The 20,120-nt window shown below is 71.9% G+C and carries 16 protein-coding genes and 1 other RNA gene; 2 read left to right on the top strand and 15 right to left on the bottom strand.

The features are described 5' to 3' along the window. Positions 1-372: 372 nt before the first annotated feature. The 7 genes from ACGFYH_RS08490 to ACGFYH_RS08460 all read right to left on the bottom strand — a co-directional run bounded on the left by ACGFYH_RS08490 (position 373) and on the right by ACGFYH_RS08460 (position 10,561). Positions 373-1,542 carry a uroporphyrinogen-III synthase gene (locus tag ACGFYH_RS08490; protein WP_393802362.1) on the bottom strand — a complete coding sequence of 390 codons (1,170 nt, stop codon included), beginning with the start codon at positions 1,540-1,542 and terminating at the stop codon, positions 373-375. Between the two features lie 109 nt (positions 1,543-1,651). Beyond that, positions 1,652-3,010 (bottom strand): nitrate/nitrite transporter, encoded by a 1,359-nt coding sequence (locus ACGFYH_RS08485; RefSeq protein WP_393802361.1) that lies wholly within the window; start codon positions 3,008-3,010, stop codon positions 1,652-1,654. Positions 3,011-3,142: 132 nt separating this feature from the next. Then, complete coding sequence (locus tag ACGFYH_RS08480; protein WP_393802360.1) at positions 3,143-4,057, bottom strand: hypothetical protein; 915 nt, start codon at positions 4,055-4,057, stop codon at positions 3,143-3,145. A gap of 82 nt (positions 4,058-4,139) precedes the next feature. Continuing rightward, entirely contained in the window at positions 4,140-5,504 is a 1,365-nt protein-coding gene (locus ACGFYH_RS08475) for an acyltransferase (RefSeq protein ID WP_393802359.1), read from the bottom strand. Continuing rightward, positions 5,501-7,705, bottom strand: coding sequence for a polysaccharide deacetylase family protein (locus ACGFYH_RS08470; RefSeq protein WP_393802358.1), 2,205 nt, complete (start codon positions 7,703-7,705; stop codon positions 5,501-5,503). The genes ACGFYH_RS08475 and ACGFYH_RS08470 overlap by 4 nt, the downstream gene beginning before the upstream one ends. Beyond that, the gene (locus tag ACGFYH_RS08465; protein ID WP_393802357.1) at positions 7,705-9,288 is read right to left on the bottom strand and encodes a hypothetical protein; all 1,584 of its coding nucleotides are present in this window, start codon (positions 9,286-9,288) and stop codon (positions 7,705-7,707) included. Before ACGFYH_RS08465 ends, ACGFYH_RS08470 begins: the two co-directional genes overlap by 1 nt. A gap of 301 nt (positions 9,289-9,589) precedes the next feature. Continuing rightward, positions 9,590-10,561, bottom strand: a complete 972-nt coding sequence (locus tag ACGFYH_RS08460; RefSeq protein ID WP_393802356.1) for a LysR family transcriptional regulator — start codon at positions 10,559-10,561, stop codon at positions 9,590-9,592. A gap of 83 nt (positions 10,562-10,644) precedes the next feature. On the opposite strand from ACGFYH_RS08460, the gene ACGFYH_RS08455 reads away from it, so the two are divergent. Beyond that, positions 10,645-11,943 carry an MFS transporter gene (locus tag ACGFYH_RS08455; protein ID WP_393802355.1) on the top strand — a complete coding sequence of 433 codons (1,299 nt, stop codon included), beginning with the start codon at positions 10,645-10,647 and terminating at the stop codon, positions 11,941-11,943. Between the two features lie 156 nt (positions 11,944-12,099). Here ACGFYH_RS08455 and ssrA read toward each other — a convergent pair. The 5 genes from ssrA to ftsE all read right to left on the bottom strand — a co-directional run bounded on the left by ssrA (position 12,100) and on the right by ftsE (position 16,025). Next, positions 12,100-12,499, bottom strand: a transfer-messenger RNA (tmRNA) gene (ssrA, locus tag ACGFYH_RS08450). Between the two features lie 95 nt (positions 12,500-12,594). Next, positions 12,595-13,074: an SsrA-binding protein SmpB gene (gene smpB / locus ACGFYH_RS08445; protein WP_393802354.1), complete on the bottom strand. Its 480-nt coding sequence runs from the start codon at positions 13,072-13,074 to the stop codon at positions 12,595-12,597. Positions 13,075-13,120: 46 nt separating this feature from the next. Next, complete coding sequence (locus tag ACGFYH_RS08440; RefSeq protein WP_393802353.1) at positions 13,121-14,317, bottom strand: S41 family peptidase; 1,197 nt, start codon at positions 14,315-14,317, stop codon at positions 13,121-13,123. Positions 14,318-14,385: 68 nt separating this feature from the next. Continuing rightward, positions 14,386-15,303, bottom strand: coding sequence for a permease-like cell division protein FtsX (gene ftsX / locus ACGFYH_RS08435; protein WP_393802352.1), 918 nt, complete (start codon positions 15,301-15,303; stop codon positions 14,386-14,388). A gap of 32 nt (positions 15,304-15,335) precedes the next feature. Next, the gene (gene ftsE / locus ACGFYH_RS08430) at positions 15,336-16,025 is read right to left on the bottom strand and encodes a cell division ATP-binding protein FtsE (protein WP_328560798.1); all 690 of its coding nucleotides are present in this window, start codon (positions 16,023-16,025) and stop codon (positions 15,336-15,338) included. 213 nt (positions 16,026-16,238) lie between these two features. Between ftsE and ACGFYH_RS08425 the strand changes: the two genes are divergently transcribed. Further along, positions 16,239-16,433 carry a hypothetical protein gene (locus tag ACGFYH_RS08425; protein WP_393802351.1) on the top strand — a complete coding sequence of 65 codons (195 nt, stop codon included), beginning with the start codon at positions 16,239-16,241 and terminating at the stop codon, positions 16,431-16,433. A gap of 134 nt (positions 16,434-16,567) precedes the next feature. On the opposite strand, the gene ACGFYH_RS08420 is transcribed toward ACGFYH_RS08425, so the two are convergent. From ACGFYH_RS08420 to ACGFYH_RS08410, 3 genes are all read right to left on the bottom strand, one after another. Beyond that, positions 16,568-17,362 (bottom strand): hypothetical protein, encoded by a 795-nt coding sequence (locus ACGFYH_RS08420; protein WP_393802350.1) that lies wholly within the window; start codon positions 17,360-17,362, stop codon positions 16,568-16,570. 323 nt (positions 17,363-17,685) lie between these two features. Beyond that, positions 17,686-18,792 (bottom strand): peptide chain release factor 2, encoded by a 1,107-nt coding sequence (gene prfB, locus ACGFYH_RS08415; RefSeq protein WP_393802349.1) that lies wholly within the window; start codon positions 18,790-18,792, stop codon positions 17,686-17,688. A 75-nt stretch (positions 18,793-18,867) separates the two neighbouring features. After that, complete coding sequence (locus tag ACGFYH_RS08410) at positions 18,868-20,112, bottom strand: serine/threonine-protein kinase (protein WP_393802348.1); 1,245 nt, start codon at positions 20,110-20,112, stop codon at positions 18,868-18,870. Between the last annotated feature and the right edge of the window lie 8 nt (positions 20,113-20,120).

Below are 20,120 nucleotides of genomic sequence, written 5' to 3'. Positions count from 1 at the left end.
CCCGGCGAGGCGCGGGCTGGGAAGGGGAGCAGGTGGACCGCTTGTGGACCGTTCCCTCTACAGTGCCTGCCCGCACCCGCGGCCGGAACCCCTCGTACCGCTCCCGCGTGGCCGCTTGCGGATGCGCCCGCGCGCCGGGCCGTGGCGTGGGGACGGGTGACGCGGGCGACGCCGGTGACGCGGTGACGCCGGTGACGCGGTGACGCCGGTGACGCCGGTGACGCCGGAGGAGAAACGGCGGACGTCGACGCGGGAGGTACCGCACCCGGCCGGGCGTTGGGTGTCCGGCGTACCCGTCCGGCGACCGCCGCACGCGCCCTCGCGGCCGACCGGTGCCGAGCTGCCGGGCGCGCGGGGAGGACGCGCCGTGTCTCAGCCGTCCGTGTACTTGGCGTCCGTCGCCGGATCGAGGGCCAGGCGGTAGCCGCGTTTCACCACCGTCTGGATCAGCTTCGGGGCGCCGAGGGACGTGCGCAGGCGGGCCATCGCCGTCTCCACGGCGTGTTCGTCGCGGCCGGTGCCCGGCAGGGCGCGCAGCAGCTCAGCGCGGGGCACGACCCAGCCCGGCCGCCGGGCGAGGGCCCGCAGCAGGGACATGCCGGCCGGCGGTACGGCCCGCAGCTCCCCGCCGACGAGCACCGCGTGCCCGCGGATCTCCAGCCGGTACCCGGCGACCGGCAGGGCACGGGCGCGGGCCGGCAGTTCCTTGCAGAGCAGTTGGACGAGGGGCCCGAGCCGGAAGCGTTCGGGCTGGACCGTGTCGACACCGTGCGCCTGGAGCGGCACCGCGGTGACCGGACCGACGCAGGCGGGCAGCACGTCGTGGCCGAAGGCGGCGAGCAGTTCCGGCAGCAGGCCCCGCTCCTCGGCCCGCCCCAGCAGGGACACCGCGGCGGGCGCGCTGGTGAACGTCACGGCGTCCACGCCCCGCGACACGGCGGCGTCCAGCAGCCGGTCCACGGGGCCGATGTCCTCCGGTGGCAGCCACCGGTACACGGGCACGCCCACCACCTCGGCGCCGCCCTCCCGCAGCGCCTCCACGAACCCCGGCAGCGGCTCACCGTGCAGCTGTACGGCGATCCGGCGGCCCGTGACGCCCTGCTCCAGGAGCCGGTCGAGCACCTCCGCCATGGACTCGGAGGCCGGTGACCACCGCTCCGTCAGCCCCGCGGCCCGGACCGCCCCCTTGACCTTGGGGCCGCGCGCCAGCAGCTCGACCGCGCGCAGCCGCTCCAGCAGGGCGTCACCGAGCCCCCAGCCGTCGGCCGCCTCGACCCAGCCCCGGAACCCGATGGCGGTGGTGGCGACGACGACGTCCGGGGCCCGGTCGATGAGCTGCTTGGTCGCGGCCATCAGCTCGCTGTCGTCGGCGAGCGGCACGATCCGCAGCGCGGGTGCGTGCTGGACTGCGGCACCGCGCCGCTGGAGCAGCGCGCCCAGTTCGTCGGCCCGGCGGGCGGCGGTCACGCCCACGGTGAAGCCGGCCAGGGGGCCGTGCTCGGGTCGCCGCTGTTCGTCGTCCACGTCGCCCACGTCGTCCATCGTTCGCCGCGCTCCGATCCGTTCACGCCCATGTGCACAGTCACGTGGCGACCGAGCCTGTCAACAGTGCGTGACGGGCTCGGTTCCGCCTCATGTCACCAGTGTTACGTCAGACCTCGGCATGGCTGAGCAGCGCCTTCGACACCGCCGGACTCGCCGGGTCCTCGTTCCGGACGGTGGGACGGCGAACGTATACCGCCCAGGTCACCGCGATGCACACCGCGTAGAAGGCGAGGAAGGCGACGAAGGCACCGGTACCCGAACCGGAGGAGAGGAAGGACTGCCGGAAGGCGAGATTGATGCCGACGCCGCCCAGACCGCCCACCGCGCCGATCAGTCCCATGGACGCGCCCGACAGCCGCCGCCCGTGCAGTACGGCCCGCTCGCCCCTCAGCCCCCGGGCCAGCGCCTTGGAGTGGAAGATGCCGGGAATCATCCTGAACGTCGAACCGTTGCCGAGCCCACTGAGCACGAACAGCACCACGAACACGGTCACGAACAGAGCCAGGGACCTCTCCATGCCGGCCAGGACGAGGACCCCGGTGGCGACGGCCATCGCGACGAAGTTCCAGAGCGTGATGCTCGAACCGCCGTACCGGTCGGCGAGCCTGCCGCCCAGCGGACGGACGAGGGACCCCAGCAGCGGGCCGATGAACGTGAGATACGCCGCCTGCAGCGGCGTCCGCCCGAACTGGGCCGTCAGCACCTGCCCGAAGGCGAAGCTGTAGCCGATGAACGAGCCGAAGGTCCCGACGTACAGCACTGACATGATCCAGGTGTGGGCGTCCCTGGCCGCGTCCTTGGCGGCACCGGTGTCGTTCTTCACCGTGGTGAGGTTGTCCATGAAGAGCGCGGCGAGGACGACGGCCACCAGGATCAGCGGGATGTAGATGCCGAGGAGGAGCCTCGGCCCGCCGCTCGCCCCGATGATGGCGAGCGCGACGAGCTGGATGACCGGTACACCGACGTTGCCGCCACCGGCGTTGAGGCCGAGCGCCCAGCCCTTCTCCCGGAGAGGGAAGAAGGCGTTGATGTTGGTCATGGAGGACGCGAAGTTGCCGCCTCCGATGCCCGCCAACAGCCCGACCAGCAGGAATGTCGAGAAGGACGTCCCCGGCTCCATCACGTAGAAGGCCGCAAGCGTCGGGACGAGCAGCATGCCCGCCGAGATCACCGTCCAGTTGCGACCGCCGAAGATCGCGACGGCGAACGTGTACGGCACCCGCACGACGGCGCCGACCAGCGTCACCACGGACGTCAGCAGGAATTTGTCGGCCGGTGTCAGCCCGTACTCCGGGCCCATGAAGAGCACCAGTACGGACCACAGCGTCCAGACGGAGAACCCGATGTGCTCGGAGAGAACGGAGAAGAACAGATTGCGCCGAGCGGTCCGCTCCCCCGTCTCCTTCCAGAAGGTCTCGTCCTCGGGGTCCCAATGCTCGATCCAGCGTCCGCCAGGGACTTTCATCGCGCCTCCACGGTGCTCCACAGCTCGGTTCCCAAGAAGCTAGGGAGAGCGCGTTTCGGGCCGGTGGGGCTGTGGATGACCGGAAGGGAACGTTGCTCTCACCCGGCGCCTGCGCGGGCCGAGAGATCGCGGTCAGCCTTGCGGGGAGTGCGGCTGCCCGTGCGGGTTCTGCTGCGGGTGGGCCTGCGGCGGGTACGGCTGCCGCTCCTGCGGCGACGCGTACGGCTGCGGCGACGCGTACGGCTGCGGCGACGCGTACGGCTGCGGGGCCTGCTGCGGCGGGTAGGGCCGCGGGGCCTGCTGAGGTGCGTCATGCTGCTGGGGCTGGGCGTACGGCTGCTGCGGCTGCGGGGCGTAGGGCTGCGGGGCCCGCTGGGGCGGGCAGGGCTGCTGCGGATGACCGTACGGCTGCTGCTGCGGCTGGGCGGCGTACTGGCCGGGGAGCGGATGTCCGTAACCCCAGGGCGGCAGGTAGCGCACCCGCCCCTCCTCGTCGGCCACCGGCATGAACCCGGCGGCCCGCAGCCGGGCCGCGAACTTCGCGTTGCGCTTGCGGGTGACGAGCAAGCCGACGCCCAGGAGGGCCAGGACCAACAGCCAGACGACCGCGGCGACGACGAAGTCGCCGGACGAGCCGCCCGCGCGGTAGGCGAGGACCACACAGCCGACGGTGACGCCGAGGGCGCCGTACCCCATCCGCTTCTCGGCGTTCTTGCCGGTGAGGTCGAAGTTGATCCGCGCCTTGAGGAGTTCGAAGGCGTCCGGCACGAGCGGCGGCACCGACACCCCGTCACCGGCGTTCGGATACTGCGCCCAGTTCTGCGCCGCCCGGGTCCGGGCCTGCGGGCCGGGATCGGGGACGAGCAGCATGGTGAGCGAGGCGTTGTTCCCGCCGCCCTGGCGCACGTCGGCGTACTCGTACCCGAACTGCTGGGCGACGAAGGCGAGTCTGGCGAGCTTCTTCACGGACGCCATCGGGCTGGTGAGCTGGACCGGCTCCCCGCTCGCCATCAACCGCAGCATCTTCCGCGTCTGCCGCTTGCTCATCCCGCCCGCTCCCCCTGACCGGCTCGCGCCACTGTGTTCACTTGCGCAACCGGGGCAGTCTCGCACGGAGGGCCGACACGCGTCAGCTCCGGTGTGCCGCCCGGGCCCGGCCCGTGGGCTGCTTCCGCGCGGGGCGCTTCCCGCCGCCGTCCGGCCACAGCTGGGGCTTGCGCTTGGCGGCCACGTCCTCCATCCAGCCGAACCAGACGATGCAGCTCCCGATCAGCAGCCAGGCGATGACCAGGACCGGCCAGGCACTCTCCAGCAGCCACGGGACGTGCTCGTAGAGGACGTCGAAGCCCCACAGCTGGTCCCACAGGGTGGCCGCGACGAGGATGCAGACGTTGTGCCACAGGTAGATCGTCACGGCGCGCGAGTTGAGCAGGGTGATCAGCCGGTCCCAGCGTCGCAGCCGGCGCGGCCACTCCGTCCACGACGGACTGACGTGCAGGAGCAGCAGGACCGTGGCGAAGGACCAGACGGCCTGCGCGAAGGGGATGGAGTCGAGGTCGTACCCGGTCTTGAAGCCCTCCCGGAAGGCGTACCAGAGGCCCACAGCCGCGATCACCGGTGCCATCGAGGGCACGACGTAGCGCGGCAGCCGCTTCAGGACGCCTTCCTGGTGGGCCATGCCCAGGACCCAGCAGGCCCCGAAGGTGCTGAAATCCGTCAGCGCCGAGGGGAACCGCTCGCCCGGCAGGTTGAGGTAGCCGAACTGGAAGGCGGCCGACAGCGCGAGCGGCGCCAGGATCGTCAGCCACGGCAGGGCCCGCAGCGCGCGCAGCAGTACCGGGGAGAGCAGGACGTACCAGAGGTAGGCGCGGATGTACCACAGCGGACCGGCGAGTTCCGAGGCCCAGTCCTCGCCCAGGATGCCGTGGATGCCCGGCAGCCCCTCGGCGAACGGCGGGTCGCTCAGCGGCAGGATCCAGAAGGCGAGGTGGAGCCACCAGAAGCCCGGGTGCCCGTCGTCGTTCGGTCCCCAGCCCTGCAGCACCATGCCGGTCACGCCCACGACGCCCAGCAGCCACAGCGGCGGCAGCAGACGGCGCATGCGGCTGCGGACGACCTGGACGGCCGGGCGCTTGAGGGAGCGCGCCATCAGGTTGCCCGCGAGGGCGAACATCACGCCCATGGACGGGAACACCACCGGCAGCCAGGCCCAGCCCATCAGGTGGTAGAGGACCACGCGGAAGAGGGCCACGGCCCGCAGCAGGTCGAAGTAACGGTCGCGGACGGGAGCGCGCCGTGCCTGCTGCTGGGGCATGGCCGGCGCCGCGGGACGGGCAGGCACGGGAGGGCCGGCCGGTGCGGTCCGTGCGGCCGAGTCCGCGCCGACGGGAGGATACGGGGGCGGTGCGGTCACGTGCGGGACTCTCCGGGTCGGGGCGGCGGTGGCCGGGGCGGCGGGCGTCGGCCGCGTCGGGTCGAACGGCGGGGTGGTCATCCGACCGGCCTCCCGTCCACGGCACCGGACCGCCGCTGGGACACGACGCCGTCGGCTCCGGGCGGCGGCGCGGACACGCCGCCGCTGCGCCGCAGCTTCTGCCAGCGCAGCCGGCCGCCGGTGAGCGCCGTGATCCAGGACTGGAGCAGCACCACGTACATGATCTGGCGGTACAGGATCTGCTGGAGGGGCAGCGAGATGAGCGGGGTCAGCGGTTCCCGGTCGAGCCGGAAGGCGAAGGCCGCGCAGACCGCCTGGATGGCCAGGACGCCCAGCCACGCCATGACCGTCTCCTCGGTCGGCCCGAAGACGAGGCCGTAGAGCAGGAAGACGTCGATCAGCGGGGCCAGCAGCGGCGCCACGATCATGAACAGGGAGACGAAGGGCAGGCCCACGCGGCCGAAGCGGCCCGAGGAGCCCTTCTCGATCACCGCGCGGCGGTGCTTCCAGATGGCCTGCATGGTGCCGTACGACCAGCGGTAGCGCTGGGACCACAGCTGCTGCACGGACTCCGGGGCCTCGGTCCAGGCGCGGGCGTTCTCGGCGTAGACCACCCGCCAGCCGGCCCTGTGCAGCGCCATGGTGACGTCGGTGTCCTCGGCGAGCGTGTCGTCGCTCATGCCGCCGATGGGCTGCAGGGCGGAGCGGCGGAAGGCGCCGACCGCGCCGGGGATGGTCGGCATGCAGCCGAGGATGTCGTACATCCGGCGGTCCAGGTTGAAGCCCATCACGTACTCGATGTGCTGCCAGGCGCCGATGAGGCTGTCCTTGTTGCCGACCTTCGCGTTGCCTGCCACGGCGCCCACCTTCGGGTCGCCGAAGGGCTGGACGAGTTCGCGGACGGTGGAGGGCTCGAAGACGGTGTCGCCGTCCATCATCACGACGATGTCGTAGCGGGCGTTGGCCAGGCCCCGGTTGAGCGCGGCCGGCTTGCCCGCGTTGAGCTGCCGGATCACCCGGACGCCCGGCAGACCCAGCTTCTCCACGATCCGGGCGGTGCCGTCACTGGAGCCGTCGTCGATGACGATGATCTCGATCGGATGGTCGCTCTCCATGAGGGAGCGGACCGTGTTCTCGATGCACTTGGCCTCGTTGTACGCCGGGACCAGCACGGTGACCGGTTCGGTGACCGCCGGTCCCCAGCGGAAGCGCCGGCGCCGGACCCGGCGGGCGTGGACGCCGGAAAGGAGCAGCATCAGGACGAAGCGCCCGATGACCAGCGTGCCGATGATCGCCAGGCCCACCACCAGGACGTCGGTGAGCCTCTCCGAGGCCTGGACGAGGAAGACCCATGCCTTGCCCTTCCACAGTTCGGCGCCGGCCACCGGGGTCATGGCGCTGGGCGCGTCCAGGGCCTCGGTGAGGTTGTCGAACTCGTAGCCCTTCTTCTTCAGGTCGGGCAGGAACCTGTCCAGGGCCTGCACGGTCTGGTGGCGGTCGCCGCCGGAGTCGTGCATCAGGACGATGGCGCCCTTGCCGCCGTGCGGCGTGGCGCGGCGGATGATCTCGTCCACACCGGGCTTCTGCCAGTCCTCGCTGTCGGTGTTGTTGACGACGGTGATGTAGCCGCGGCTGCCGATGTACTCGGTCACGGGCCAGGACTTGTCGTCCATGGCGTCGGCGAAGGAGGAGTACGGCGGACGGAAGAGCGAGGTGCGGACACCGGCCGCGCCGGTGATCGCCAGCTGGGTCTGCGACAGCTCCCAGTCGATGCGCTTCGCGGACTGGTAGGAGAGGTCGGGGTGGTTGAAGGTGTGCAGGCCCACCTCGTGGCCCTCGTCGACCATGCGCTCGACGAGGTCGGGGTAGCGGGAGGCCATGGTGCCGGTGACGAAGAAGACCGCGTGCGCGTCGTGCTTCTTCAGCACGTCGAGGACGCGCGGTGTCCAGGTCGGGTCCGGGCCGTCGTCGAAGGTGAGGACGAGCCGGTGGTCGGGCACGCTCATGCTCTCGGTGCGGCCGCCGCGGACGTCGATGACCGGGCCGCCCTCCATGATCTTCTCGGGCACGTGGGTGGTGGCGGCGGGCGGCTGGACGCGGTGGTCGGCGAGGATCTCGCTGTGCACGTATCCGCGCAGCATGAGCATCGCGACCAGGGCGACCAGGACCAGCAGCGGAAGCAGCAGACGCAGGGGCAGGCGACGGCGGGAGCCCTCACGGGCGCCGCGCGCGGCCCCGTGACGGCGGGTGCGGGATGCCATCAGAGGGTGTTCTCCGGGGACAGGGAAGGGGACGTGGAGATGTCGCCGGGTTCGGCGACCACGACGGGTTCGCCGGCCGGCCCGGCGACGGGGCCGGGGTCGCTCGCGCCGTTGGCGTTGGTGCCGCCCGTACCCGGGTCGGTGCCCGTGGTGGAGCCGCCGGTGGGTGTGGCCGGGTCGGCCGTGGTGCCGCCGCCCGTCGTGGCCGACGGGTCCGTGGTGGCGGGGGGCGGCGCCTGTGTCGACTGCGTCGGGTCGGGGCCGGTCGCGCCGGTGCCGCCCGGGTTCCGGCCGGTCCCCGGCGCCGACGACTCGGGGACGGCGCTCGTACCGGGCCGGCCCGTGGTGCCGGACGCGCCGGACGTGCCCGAGGCGGGCGCCTCGACGCCCGGCGCGGTGGTCGCGCCGGTGCCGGTCGAGGGCGTGGCCCGCGGGTCGGCGGTGCCGGTGCCGGAGGGCTGCGCAGACTGGGAGGGCAGCGGGGTGGTGTCGACCTGGCCGGCCGGGGCGCCCTCCTCCTGGGCCGGTACGGGCATCCAGGGCGCGTCGGAGTTGCCGGAGAGCAGCGTGGAGACGATGACGACGGCGTAGACCGCGCAGGCGATGCCGACCAGGATGCCCAGCCGGCGGTACAGGCGGCTGCGGCGGCCCGAGGCGTCGACGAAGACGGGCCCCTCGGAGGCCTCCGGGCCGCTCTTGCGGTGTCCGCCGTCGGCCCGCAGGAGTACGCCGTCGCCGAGCTGGACGGCGTCGAGCTGGACCGTCACCTCGTGCGGGTCGTGGGTGTGGCCACCGGCGTCGGCACCCGCGTCGCCGTCCGTGCCCGGGGTCTCCTGCCAGGGGTCGCGGAGTGCGGCGGTGGCGGGGAGGGCGCGGGTGGGAACGGCCGGGGCGGCGGGACCGGCCGACGGGAGGACGTCCGTCCGGTCGGCGTCCGTACCGGTGCCGCGGTGGGCGTGGCCGGGTCCGGGCGGCGGGGCGGCGCCGGGAGCTGCCGTGCCGAACGGGTCGGTCCTCGTGGAGTCGGCCCTCGCCGGGTCGGCCCTCGCCGGGTCGGTCCCGGTCGGACGGGCCCCGCTCGGGGCGGCGTCGTTCGGGACGTTGCCGTACGCGGTGCCGCCGTAGGGGGCGTTGCCGTACGGGGCGTTGCCGTACGGAGCGTTGCCGTACGGAGCGTTGCCGTACGGGGCGTCGGCGGACGAGGCGTCGCCGTACGACGCGTCGGCGGACGACGCGTCGGCGGACGGCGTGCTGCCGTACGGGGCGTTGCCGTTCGGTGTGGCCTCGCCCCGGTTCGCCCCGGCCGGGTCGGTCGTGCCCCAGGTTATCCGTCCCTGAGCCAGCGGATCGGGGCCCAGGCCGCGAGACCCACGGGCTCCGCCCGCCGGGGCACCGTCCCTCGGGCGCCGGCCCGTCCGGTCCGCTATTCGGGAGCCGGGGATCTCCGTCCGGTCGCCGGCGGAACTCCCGTGACGAGGACGGCCCTCACCGGGACTTCCGAACCACCCCGAGTCCGACGCGGGCCCGGTGGTTCCGGTGTGCCCGGACCCGGTGGGTCCACCGGGCCCGCCGGTCGCGGTCATCGGAGGTTCCCCGGCCGATGGGACGGTCCGGGTCGACGGCAGCACCTCGGTGGCCTGGGCATCCTGTCTTGCCTCCGGGAGTTCACGAGCCCCGGACTCGACCTCGGGCCACTCCGGTTGGGCGTCTTCTTGCCATTTCTTCACACGCGCGCACTTCCCCCCACGGAACACTTCCGGGTGCGCGTACGACTCCGAGCACTCGTCGGTCGAACCGGCCCCCACCAGGTTCGAGCGCCCCCTGTATCACACCGTGCTCAGGCAAAGAATGTAGCGCACGCGGAGGATGCGTGGTTGCCGAGTGTCACTTATGGGCGGACATCACAGTCGCGTCGGCGGCCGGAATCCACCCCTCGGCCGGGACCCTGAGCCAACCCTTTTCGGCCGCGACCTGGGATGCCGCCCGGCGCAGCGCGTCGAGCGCCGGATGCACCAGTCCCTTTCGCCAGACCAAGGAAACCGGCGACAGCGGCACGGGGTTGACGAGCGGACGCACCACGGTGGCGGCCATGGCCGGAAAACTCACCACGGCGAGGATCGGATTGCGTGTCTTGTCCATGATGCGTTGGAACTCCTCTTCCCCGATCGCCGGCGGAAGGGGCGGCGCCACGTCGATGCCGCGTCCCGCGAACAGGCGGTGCGCGAGGTCGGTCCACTCCGGCGTGCGCGGGTTGCCGGCCCCGGCGTACACGGTCTCCCCGGCGAGTGCGGACAGCGGCACCTGCGGCAGCCGGGCCAGCGGGTGACCCTCGGGCAGGACGACCGCCATGGGCTCGTGACGCACCGGCTGGTGGGCGAGGCCGGCCCGCAGCGCCGGGGGGAGTCCGGCGAACCGGCCGAAGGAGGCGTCGAGGCGGCCCGCGAGCAGTTCACCGGCGGCGAAGGTCAGTCCGCTCTCGTAGCGGGCCATCAGCTCCTGCTCGGGCGCGAGCGAGCGGGCCCGCTCCAGGACCAGGCGACCGGTGACCAGACCCGGGGAGTTGAGGTCGACCAGCAGCGGGCGGGCCTGTCCGAAGGCGGCCAGCAGTTCGTCCTGCGCCTGCAGGACCCGGCGGGCGTACGGCAGCAGCCGCTCACCGTCGGCCGTCGGCGTCACCTGCCGGGTGGTCCGGACGAAGAGGTCGGCGCCCAACTCGCGCTCCAGTCGCCGCACATCCCGGCTGAGCGCCTGCTGGGCGACGTAGAGGCGGGCGGCGGCGCGGGTGAAGTGCAGTTCCTCGGCGACGGCGACGAAGGCGCGCAGCAGGCGGGGGTCGAGGTGGGCGGGTGCGGGCATCCGGTGAATTTACAACGGGAGTGCGTGAATTGCCACGGAGCAGGTGTTGGACCCCCTGAGCGCCTCCGGGTGACGGTGGACGCATGCCGCAACCGACCCGAGCGCACCCGCCCCGCCCCTCTCCGCCCACTCCCTTCCTCACCGTCACCGCCGACACCCTGGTCGCGGCCGATTTCCGTCCCCGCTCCCGGCACCGGCCGCCCGGCCCGTACCGTCGCCTCCTCTCCACGCCAGGCGCCCGGGCGTTCGCGGTCGGCAATCTCACCGCCCGGCTGCCCATGGGCATGTTCAGCGTGAGCGCGGTCGTGATGATCGCCGGCGCCCATGGTTCGTACGCCCTCGCCGGCGCCGTCACCGCGACGGGGCTGGCGGCGACGGCGCTGGTCGCCCCGTGGACCGCGCGGCTCGTCGACCGGCACGGCCAGGCCCGGGTGGCCGTGCCCGCCACCCTGTTCGCCGCGCTGGGCTCCCTGGCCCTGCTGCTGTGCGTGCGGTACGGGGCGCCCTCCTGGACCCTGTTCGCCGCCCACGCCGCCACCGCGACGACGCCCAACACCGGCGGCATGGCCCGCGCCCGCTGGGTCCACCTGCTGAAGGGCGACGCCGACGCGCTGCACACCGCGAACTCCTTCGAACAGGCCACGGACGAGCTGTGTTTCATGCTCGGGCCCGTTCTCGCGGCGTTCCTGTGCACCGCGCTGTTCCCGGAGGCCGGCACGCTCGTGGGCGTGGTGCTGCTGGTGACCGGCATGCTGCTGTTCGCCGCGCAGCGGGCGACCGAGCCGCCGGCCCGTCCTCGCCCGACGGCGAAGGGGCCCTTCCGGGCCCCGGGCATCCCCCCGCTGCTGGTCGTGTGCCTGGCGATGGGCGGGGTCTTCGGCGCCATGGAGGTCGTCACTGTCGCTTTCGCGGACGCCCGGGGTCACCGCGCCGCGGCCGGGGCGGTTCTCGCGTTGCAGGCGGCCGGGTCGTGTGCGGCGGGTCTGCTGTACGGCGCGGTCAAGCCCACCGGTCCGGCCGAGCGCCGTCTGTCCCGGTGCGTGGCCGCGATGACCGCCCTGCTGACGCTGCCGCTCCTCGCGGCCTCCCTCAGCGGCTCGCTGCCGCTGCTGGCGCTCACGCTGCTGGTCGGCGGGATGGCGACGGCTCCGACGATGGTCACCACGATGACGCTGGTCCAGCACCGCACGCCGGAGGGGCGTTCGAACGAGGGCATGACCCTCGCGGTGACCGGTCTGCTCGGCGGCATCGCGTGCGGCAGCGCGGCGGGCGGCTGGACGGTGGAGCACGTCTCCCCCACCGCCGCCTACGGCATACCGGTCACGGCGGCCGCGGCGGCCCTGCTGCTCACCCTGCTGCCGCCCCGGACCCCGGGAACGTGAGAAACCCCCTGGGCCGCCGGCGGGCGGCCGGGACCCAGGGGGCTCCCTCCGCAGGGAGTGCGGGGGGCGAAGTCCCCCGCATCGCGCGGCGAAGCCGCGCACATACGTCGAGGGCGACGTGGCTCGCGCTTTCGCGAGCACACGTCGCCCTCGACCTCGTGGAGATGGCGGGAATCGAACCCGCGTCCAACGGTGCGGAATCAGGGCTTCTCCGTGTGCAGTCCGCTTCGATTTTCTCAGCCCCGGAGATCACGCGGACAAGTCTCCGACGGGCTCAGTCACTGTTTGGTTTCCCTCTTCACCCCGTGACCGGGATCAAGGTTTAGTCCCCTAGCTGATGCCAGGATCCGGGTCGGGAACAGCCCCGGGCTGACACTCCCTTAGTAGGAGGCTCGCTTCGCTACCTGAGATCAGGCAGCGAGGGCGAAGGCCTGCTGGGAGGAATCGCGCTTGGTGTTGGCGATTATTTTTTTCGGCCTGTGGTTTACGAGATCATGGCCGCTTCCTCGACACGCTTCCCCTGCTTCGACATCCGCTGTCGAAACCGATCATCCCCATGTTGATTTTTCAATCACAGCCACACCTGCTGTGCGGTGCGGTTGCCATCGTACGTGACCAACGCACGTGGGTGCCAGCCCATTCCCGGGGCGGTCAGGCCCGCTGCTTGCGCCGGATCGCGGAGATCGTCCGCTCCGCCTCGCGACGGTCCTGCTTCTCCCGGAGGGTCTGGCGCTTGTCGTACTCCTTCTTGCCCCGCGCCAGCGCGATCTCGACCTTGGCCCGGCCGTCCTTGAAGTAGAGCGCCAGGGGCACGATCGTGTGACCGCTCTCCTGGGACTTCGACTCCAGCTTGTCGATCTCCACGCGGTGCAGCAGCAGCTTCCGCTTGCGCCGGGCGGTGTGGTTGGTCCAGGTGCCCTGGCTGTACTCCGGCACGTGTACGTTGTGCAGCCACGCCTCGTGTCCGTCCAGCTGCACGAAGCCGTCGGCCAGCGACGCCCGCCCCTGGCGCAGCGACTTCACCTCGGTACCGGACAGCACGAGGCCCGCCTCGTAGGTGTCGAGGATCTGGTAGTCGTGCCGCGCCTTCTTGTTCTGCGCGATCAGCTTGCGCCCTTTTTCCTTAGCCATAGTGCGGTCCATTTTGGCACTACGGGGTGCTCCCGCGGAAAGCCGATTACGCGGTGGGCGTCTGGCGTCCCAGTCCGCTCAGCACCGTCCGGGCCCGTTCCAGGGCGGCCGGGTCCGCCGGGTCGACCTCCAGGTCGGGCGTGATGCCCGTGCCGTCGACCCCGCGGCCGGAGGGAGTGCGGTAGTGCCCGACGGTCAGCTCGGCCACCGAACCGTCGGGCAGCCGGCTCGGCATCTGCACCGAGCCCTTGCCGAAGGTGCGGGAGCCCAGGACGACCGCACGGCCGCGGTCCTGGAGGGCCCCGGTGAGAAGCTCGGCCGCGCTCATCGTGCCGCCGTCCACGAGCGCGACCAGGGGCCGGACCGTGTCGCCGCCGGCCTCGGCGTGCAGGGCGCGCTGGTCACCGTCGACGTCGTACGTGGCGACCAGCCCCCCGTCGAGGAAGGCGGAGGCGGTGGTGACGGCCTCGGTGACCAGGCCGCCGGAGTTGCCGCGCAGATCGAGGACGACACCGGCGCCGGACGGCACCCGCGCGACGGCGGTGCACACCTGTTCACCGACGCCCTTGGTGAAGGAGGCGACCTTGACGACGGTGAGGCCGTCGGCGAGCGTGCGCACGGTCACGGGGTCCGTGGACAGCCGGGCGCGGCGCACGGTCTCGGTCCACGCGCGCGTGCCGCGTTGCAGACCGAGCCGGACGGCGGTGCCGGCGGGCTCCTGCTCGGCGTCGCCGCGCAGTATGGAGACGACCTCGGTCACGGGCCGCCCGTCGACCCGCTCCCCGTCGACGCTGCGCAGCCGGTCGCCCCGGCGGATCCCGGCGTCGGCGGCGGGCGAGCCGGAGCGCACCCCGGTCACCTCGATACGGCCGTCGCGCTCGCGGCGCGCGGAGAGCCCGACACCGGTGTAGCGGCCGTCGAGGGCGTCCTCCAACTCCTCGTACTCGCCCCGCGAGTAGACGGCGCCCCAGCGGTCCCCGCTGCGGCTGACCGCGCGTTCGGCGGCCTCCACGGGGGACTTGCCGTCGGCCATGGCCTCGGCCGCCGCCCGGGCGACGTCGTCGTGCCCGTCCCGCTGACCGACCGGGGCGGCCGAACGGGCCGTGCCGGGCTCCGGCTTCCGGTCGGTGCCGGGGAACGAGCCGGTGGCCGCGCCCGCGGCGAGCACGCTCGCGAACACCAAGGTCAGGGCGGCCCCGTGGCGTACGCGGCGGGGCTGACGGAACAGGTCACGACCTGACATGCCGGTGAGTCTAGGACAACGCGAGGGGGCCGCACGGACGCTTGACCGTGCGGCCCCCTTGGCATGTGTCACACCTTCAGGTACTTGCGCAGCGCGAAGAACGCGGCCAACGCGGGCATCAGCAGACTCGTGGCCAGGATGAGCGGCAGCTTCGTCAGGACGGCGTCCCAGCCGATGAAGTTGATCAGGTTCAGCTTCTCGGACAGGGCGAGTCCGTGATCGATGATGAAGTATCTGGCGACCACCAGGAAGCCGCACGCGACACCACCGCCGATGAGACCGGCGACCGCCGCCTCCATGATGAACGGCGCCTGGATGTAGAAGCCCGAGGCGCCCACGAGGCGCATGATGCCGGTCTCGCGCCGCCGGCTGAACGCCGAGACGCGCACGGTGTTGACGATCAGCATCAGGGCGACGACGAGCATGAGCGTCATCACCGCGCGGGCGGCCCAGTTCATGCCGTTGAGGAGGCCGAAGAGGTTGTCCAGGATGCCCTTCTGGTCCTGGACGGACTGCACGCCCTCCCGGCCGTCGAAGGCGGTCGCGATGACCTGGTACTTCTCCGGGTCCTTCAGCTTGATCCGGTACGACTCCTGCATCTGGTCCGGCGTGAGGGAGCTGGCCAGCGGAGAGTCGCCGAACTGCTCCTTGTAGTGCTTGTACGCGTCGTCCTGCGACTCGTACGTCACCTTCTCGACGACGGCCATCTCGTCGAGGTCGGACATGATCTGCTTCTTCTGGTCCGCGGTCACCGCGCCCTTGGCGCAGTTGGGGTCGGACTCGGCGTCGCTCTTGTTGCAGAGGAAGACCGAGACGTTGACCTTGTCGTACCAGTAGCCCTTCATGGTGCTGACCTGGTCGCTCATCAGCAGCGACCCGCCGAACAGAGCCAGGGACAGGGCGACGGAGACGATCACCGCGAAGGTCATCGTCAGATTGCGGCGAAGACCGACACCGATCTCCGAGAGCACGAACTGGGCGCGCATGGCGTCTCGTTAAGCCTTTCGTTTCCTCGTCGTCAGTGCTGGTAGCCGTAGACGCCGCGTGCCTGGTCACGGACGAGGCGGCCCTTCTCCAGCTCGATGACGCGCTTGCGCATCTGGTCCACGATGTTCTGGTCGTGCGTGGCCATCACCACGGTGGTGCCCGTCCGGTTGATGCGGTCGAGCAGCTTCATGATGCCGACGGAGGTCTGCGGGTCGAGGTTGCCCGTGGGCTCGTCGGCGATCAGCAGCTTGGGCCGGTTGACGAACGCGCGCGCGATGGCGACGCGCTGCTGCTCACCTCCGGACAGCTCGCCGGGCCTGCGGTCCTCCTTGCCGCCGAGACCCACGAGGTCCAGCACCTGCGGCACGGACTTGCGGATCTCACCACGGGACTTGCCGATGACCTCCTGGGCGAAGGCGACGTTCTCGCCGACCGTCTTGTTCGGCAGCAGGCGGAAGTCCTGGAACACCGTCCCCAGCTGGCGCCGCATCTGCGGCACCTTCCAGTTGGACAGGCGGGCGAGGTCCTTCCCCAGGACGTGCACCTGTCCGTGGCTGCACCGCTCCTCGCGGAGGACCAGCCGCAGGAAGGTGGACTTGCCGGAGCCGGAGGACCCCACGAGGAAGACGAACTCGCCCTTCTCGACCTCCAGGGAGACGTCCCTGAGGGCTGGGTGGCTCTGTTTGGGGTAGACCTTGGAGACGTTGTCGAATCGGATCACGGGTGCACCACGGGTCGCCGGGGGTAGATGTGCGTGACCATACGCGAACCGGGGAGCCGACCGCAGTCACCGGTCTGGGTTGGGTATCAGTTGCGAGCTTTGTCCCCGCCGGGAGGGCGCGCGGGGGCGGGCGGAACCTGGCACAGTGGAAGGGAACGTTCGTGTCGTCGCGGGCGTTCTCCAGACAGAGCCGGTGGCAAGGAGGGCGAGCGCATGACGTACGACCGGTTGGTGTGCGCGAACTGCGCGGCGCCCGTGAACGAGGGCAGGTGCCCGGTGTGCCGAGCCAACCGCGAGCGGCTGCAGCAGGAGGGCAACTTCCTCGGGGGCCTGAATCCGATGACGCTGATCGCGCTGCTGGCGGTGCTGATCGCGGCGGTGGCCCTGCTGGCCCACCAGACCGTCTGACGGGCCTGGAGGGCCCCTCGCGGGCCTCCAGGGCGCGGACACGGACACACACGTAAGGGGCCCGGAGCGGTTGCTCCGGGCCCCTTACGTGGTGCCTCGCGTCGCGTGCGCGGTGCGTACGCGGACGGCTACCGTCAGGCGGTGGCCCCGCCGCGGCCGTTCATCATGCGCGGCAGCAGGCGGAAGCCGATGCCTCCGGCGATCATCGTGGCGGCGCCGACCAGCAGGAACGTGGTCTCCGCGGCGCCGGTCTCGGCGAGCTCGTCACCGCTGCCCTGGGCGGTGGTGTCGGAGGCCTGGGCCGCTTCGCCGGTGTCGGTCAGCGCCGAGGAACCCTGGTCCTGGGTGACGTTGTCGTTACTGCCACCATCGGGGGTGGTGTTGCCGCCGCCGTTGCCGCCGGTGGAGTCACCGCCGGTGGAACCGCCGTTGCCACCGGTGCCGCCGTTGCCACCGGTGGAGTCACCGCCGTTGCCACCGGAGGCGCCACCGGAGGTGGTGTCGCCCGTGGTACCGCCGCCCGTGGTGTCGCCGGAGGTGCCGCCGCCCGTGGTGTCGCCGGTCGTACCACCCGAGGTGGTGTCGCCCGTGGTACCGCCGCTCGTAGTGTCGCCGGTCGTACCACCCGAGGTGGTGTCGCCCGTGGTACCGCCGCTCGTAGTGTCGCCGGTCATACCACCCGAGGTGGTGTCGCCGGAGGTACCGCCGCTCGTAGTGTCGTCGTCGCACTCCGGAGTGACGACGATGTCGCAGGGGTCACCGTCTTCCTCGCCCAGCCCGGCCTTCAGGCCGGCACCGCTCCCCTCGGCGCTGGCGCTTACGCCGAAGTCAAGCGCCGAGGCGGCGCCCGCGGCGGTCAGGGATGCGCCGGCCGCGATCACGGCGCCGGCCGCTATGCGCGCGACACGGATGCGCGTCTTCTTCGTCATGTAGTTGCTACCCCCAGTAGCCGATTAGTCAGTGAGGCCGCACTCGGGGCCGTGATCGACGGGGGTGGCTGCGTGCACTCAAGTCCCCCGGTTCACATGCGCCCCGGAAATACGCATGCCGAGCCTCACCCTTACGAACGTTCAAAGCAACGTCAAGGCCATTGCGTACGCGATGTCCAGGTACGGGACGTATGCCGGACGCAGTTGGGGGTGAGTGTGACGTAAAACCCATACATCACCTGCGAACAGCGGGCAGAGAAAAGGCAACCGCCGCCGGAAGGGCGGCAGTTGCCTTGTCGACAAAGCGGCGTTCCCGCTTCGCGTTACTTCTCCTGCTGCTTGCGCCAGCGAATGCCGGCTTCCAGGAAACCGTCGATCTCACCGTTGAACACGGCCTCGGGGTTGCCCACTTCGTGCTCCGTGCGCAGGTCCTTGACCATCTGGTACGGGTGCAGCACGTACGAACGCATCTGGTTGCCCCAGGAGTTGCCCCCGTCGCCCTTGAGGGCGTCCATCTTGGCCTGCTCCTCCTGGCGGCGCCGCTCCAGGAGCTTGGCCTGGAGGACGTTCATGGCGGTGGCCTTGTTCTGGATCTGGGAGCGCTCGTTCTGGCAGGAGACGACGATGCCGGTGGGGAGGTGGGTGAGGCGCACCGCGGAGTCGGTGGTGTTGACGCCCTGGCCGCCGGGGCCGGACGAGCGGTACACGTCCACCCGCAGCTCGGACTCGTCGATCTCGATGTGGTCGGTCTGCTCGACCACGGGGAGGATCTCGACGCCCGCGAAGGAGGTCTGGCGGCGGCCCTGGTTGTCGAAGGGCGAGATGCGCACCAGGCGGTGGGTGCCCTGCTCGACGGAGAGGGTGCCGTAGGCGTACGGCGACTGCACGGCGAAGGTGGTCGACTTGATGCCGGCCTCCTCCGCGTACGACGTCTCGTAGATCTCGGTCCTGTAGCCGCGCTGCTCGGCCCAGCGCAGGTACATGCGCTGGAGCTTCTCGGCGAAGTCGGCGGCGTCCACGCCACCGGCCTCGGCGCGGATGTTGACGAGCGCCTCACGCGCGTCGTACTCGCCCGAGAGCAGAGTGCGGACCTCCATCTCGTCCAGCGCCTTGCGGACGGCCGTGAGCTCGGACTCGGCCTCGGCGCGGGTGTCCGGGTCGTCCTCCTCCTCGGCCATCTCGAAGAGCACGCCGAGATCGTCGATCCGGCCGCGCAGGGCCTCGGCCTTCCGCACCTCGGCCTGGAGGTGGGAGAGCTTGCTGGTGATCTTCTGCGCCGCCTCCGGGTCGTCCCACAGGGAGGGCGCGGCCGCCTGCTCCTCGAGCACGGCGATGTCTGCCCTCAGCCTGTCGAGGTCCAGGACGGCCTCGATCGACTCCATGGTCGAGGAGAGGGACTTCAGCTCTTCGGATACATCGACGACTGCCACGCATCCAGCGTAACGGCTCCGTCCAGCGGTCTTCGCCGGGCCGTCATGTGGCGGTGGTGACCACGGCGCGCGGCCTCACGGGGAGGCCGGTGCCGAGTTCCGCGTGTCCTGGGGGCCGGTGCCGCCCTCGTCACCGCCCGTGGCCAGCCACGTACCGACGCCGACCGCCGCCACCAGGGCGACCGCGCCCGCGCCCAGCGCGATCCGGCGCCGCCGGGCGGCGGCGCGGTTGCGGGCCGAGCCGGGGCGCGGGGCGCCCGCCGCGCGCGGGGCGCGGGCGGTGCCGCGGGCGCCGCCGGCCAGCTCGTCCGGGGCGGGTACGCGCATCGACGTGTGGGTGTCGCGGTTGGAGTCGGCCGGCTTGGCCCCCGGCACCAGGGGCACCGCTCCCCGGCGCCGTGCGGGCTCTGCGGCGGACGAGGAAGCGGCCGGGGGTTCCTCGGACGCGTCCTCCTCCTGCTCGGCGTCGGGCTCGTCCACGTCCAGCGGGCCCATCCCGGCCAGCATCGGCAGCAGCTCGCGCAGCCGGGCGCTCAGCTCGGAGGCGCGCAGCCGGGAGGCCGGCGCCTTGGCGAGGCACTGGACGAGGAGCTGCCACAGCTCGTCCGGGATGCCGGGGAGCGGGACGACCCGCTCGGTCACATGGCGGCGCAGCACCGCGCCGGGGTGGCCGCCGCCGAACGGCGTGAAGCCGGCCAGCAGCTCGTACAGCACCGTGGCCAGCGCGTAGATGTCGACCGCCGCGCGCGGGGGCAGGCCCTCGACGATCTCCGGCGCCAGGTAGTCGGGCGTACCGATGATCTTCGTGGCGCGGGTGCGCCGCGGGGTGTCGATGAGCTTGGCCACCCCGAAGTCCGTCAGCAGGGCCGGGTGCGAGCCGCCGGGGCCGAGCGGGCCCTGCATGTCGAGCAGTACGTTCTCGGGTTTGACGTCGCGGTGCACGACCCCGGCGGCGTGCGCGGCGGCCAGTCCGTCGGCGACGTCGGCGACGACGGCCACCGCGGCCTCGGGCGCCAGGCGCCGCTCCCGGTCGAGCCGGGTGCGCAGGTCCGTGCCCCGCACCAGGTCCATGACGAGCGCGAGGTCGTTGCCGTCGACCACCAGGTCGCGTACGGAGACGACGTGCGGGTGCTCCAGGCCGAGCAGTGCGGTGCGCTCCTGCACGAAGCGGGAGACGAGTTCCTGGTCGGACGCCAGGTCCTCGCGCAGCAGCTTGATCGCGACGGGTCCCTCGGGGCCCTCGCCCAGCCACACCGTGCCGGCACTGCCCCGTCCGAGGATCTGGTGGGCGGTGTACCGGCTGCCGATCTTCCGTGCCAAGACTGCTC

This window comes from Streptomyces sp. NPDC048392, assembly GCF_043200575.1.
GTDB lineage: Bacteria > Actinomycetota > Actinomycetes > Streptomycetales > Streptomycetaceae > Streptomyces.
The sequence above is the reverse complement of the archived record's forward strand: the minus strand, read 5'-3'. Positions and strand labels throughout refer to the sequence as shown.

What these genes read in the sequence shown, in the direction of transcription:
- ACGFYH_RS08460 (WP_393802356.1), bottom strand. Translation starts at nt 10,561, where the DNA reads ATGCCCGCACCCGCCCACCTCGACCCCCGCCTGCTGCGCGCCTTCGTC.
- ACGFYH_RS08485 (WP_393802361.1), bottom strand. Translation starts at nt 3,010, where the DNA reads ATGAAAGTCCCTGGCGGACGCTGGATCGAGCATTGGGACCCCGAGGAC.
- ACGFYH_RS08475 (WP_393802359.1), bottom strand. Translation starts at nt 5,504, where the DNA reads ATGACCACCCCGCCGTTCGACCCGACGCGGCCGACGCCCGCCGCCCCG.
- ACGFYH_RS08465 (WP_393802357.1), bottom strand. Translation starts at nt 9,288, where the DNA reads ATGACCGCGACCGGCGGGCCCGGTGGACCCACCGGGTCCGGGCACACC.
- ACGFYH_RS08455 (WP_393802355.1), top strand. Translation starts at nt 10,645, where the DNA reads ATGCCGCAACCGACCCGAGCGCACCCGCCCCGCCCCTCTCCGCCCACT.
- smpB (WP_393802354.1), bottom strand. Translation starts at nt 13,074, where the DNA reads ATGGCTAAGGAAAAAGGGCGCAAGCTGATCGCGCAGAACAAGAAGGCG.
- ACGFYH_RS08440 (WP_393802353.1), bottom strand. Translation starts at nt 14,317, where the DNA reads ATGTCAGGTCGTGACCTGTTCCGTCAGCCCCGCCGCGTACGCCACGGG.
- ACGFYH_RS08490 (WP_393802362.1), bottom strand. Translation starts at nt 1,542, where the DNA reads ATGGACGACGTGGGCGACGTGGACGACGAACAGCGGCGACCCGAGCAC.
- ACGFYH_RS08420 (WP_393802350.1), bottom strand. Translation starts at nt 17,362, where the DNA reads ATGACGAAGAAGACGCGCATCCGTGTCGCGCGCATAGCGGCCGGCGCC.
- ACGFYH_RS08480 (WP_393802360.1), bottom strand. Translation starts at nt 4,057, where the DNA reads ATGAGCAAGCGGCAGACGCGGAAGATGCTGCGGTTGATGGCGAGCGGG.
- ftsX (WP_393802352.1), bottom strand. Translation starts at nt 15,303, where the DNA reads ATGCGCGCCCAGTTCGTGCTCTCGGAGATCGGTGTCGGTCTTCGCCGC.
- ACGFYH_RS08470 (WP_393802358.1), bottom strand. Translation starts at nt 7,705, where the DNA reads ATGGCATCCCGCACCCGCCGTCACGGGGCCGCGCGCGGCGCCCGTGAG.
- ACGFYH_RS08425 (WP_393802351.1), top strand. Translation starts at nt 16,239, where the DNA reads ATGACGTACGACCGGTTGGTGTGCGCGAACTGCGCGGCGCCCGTGAAC.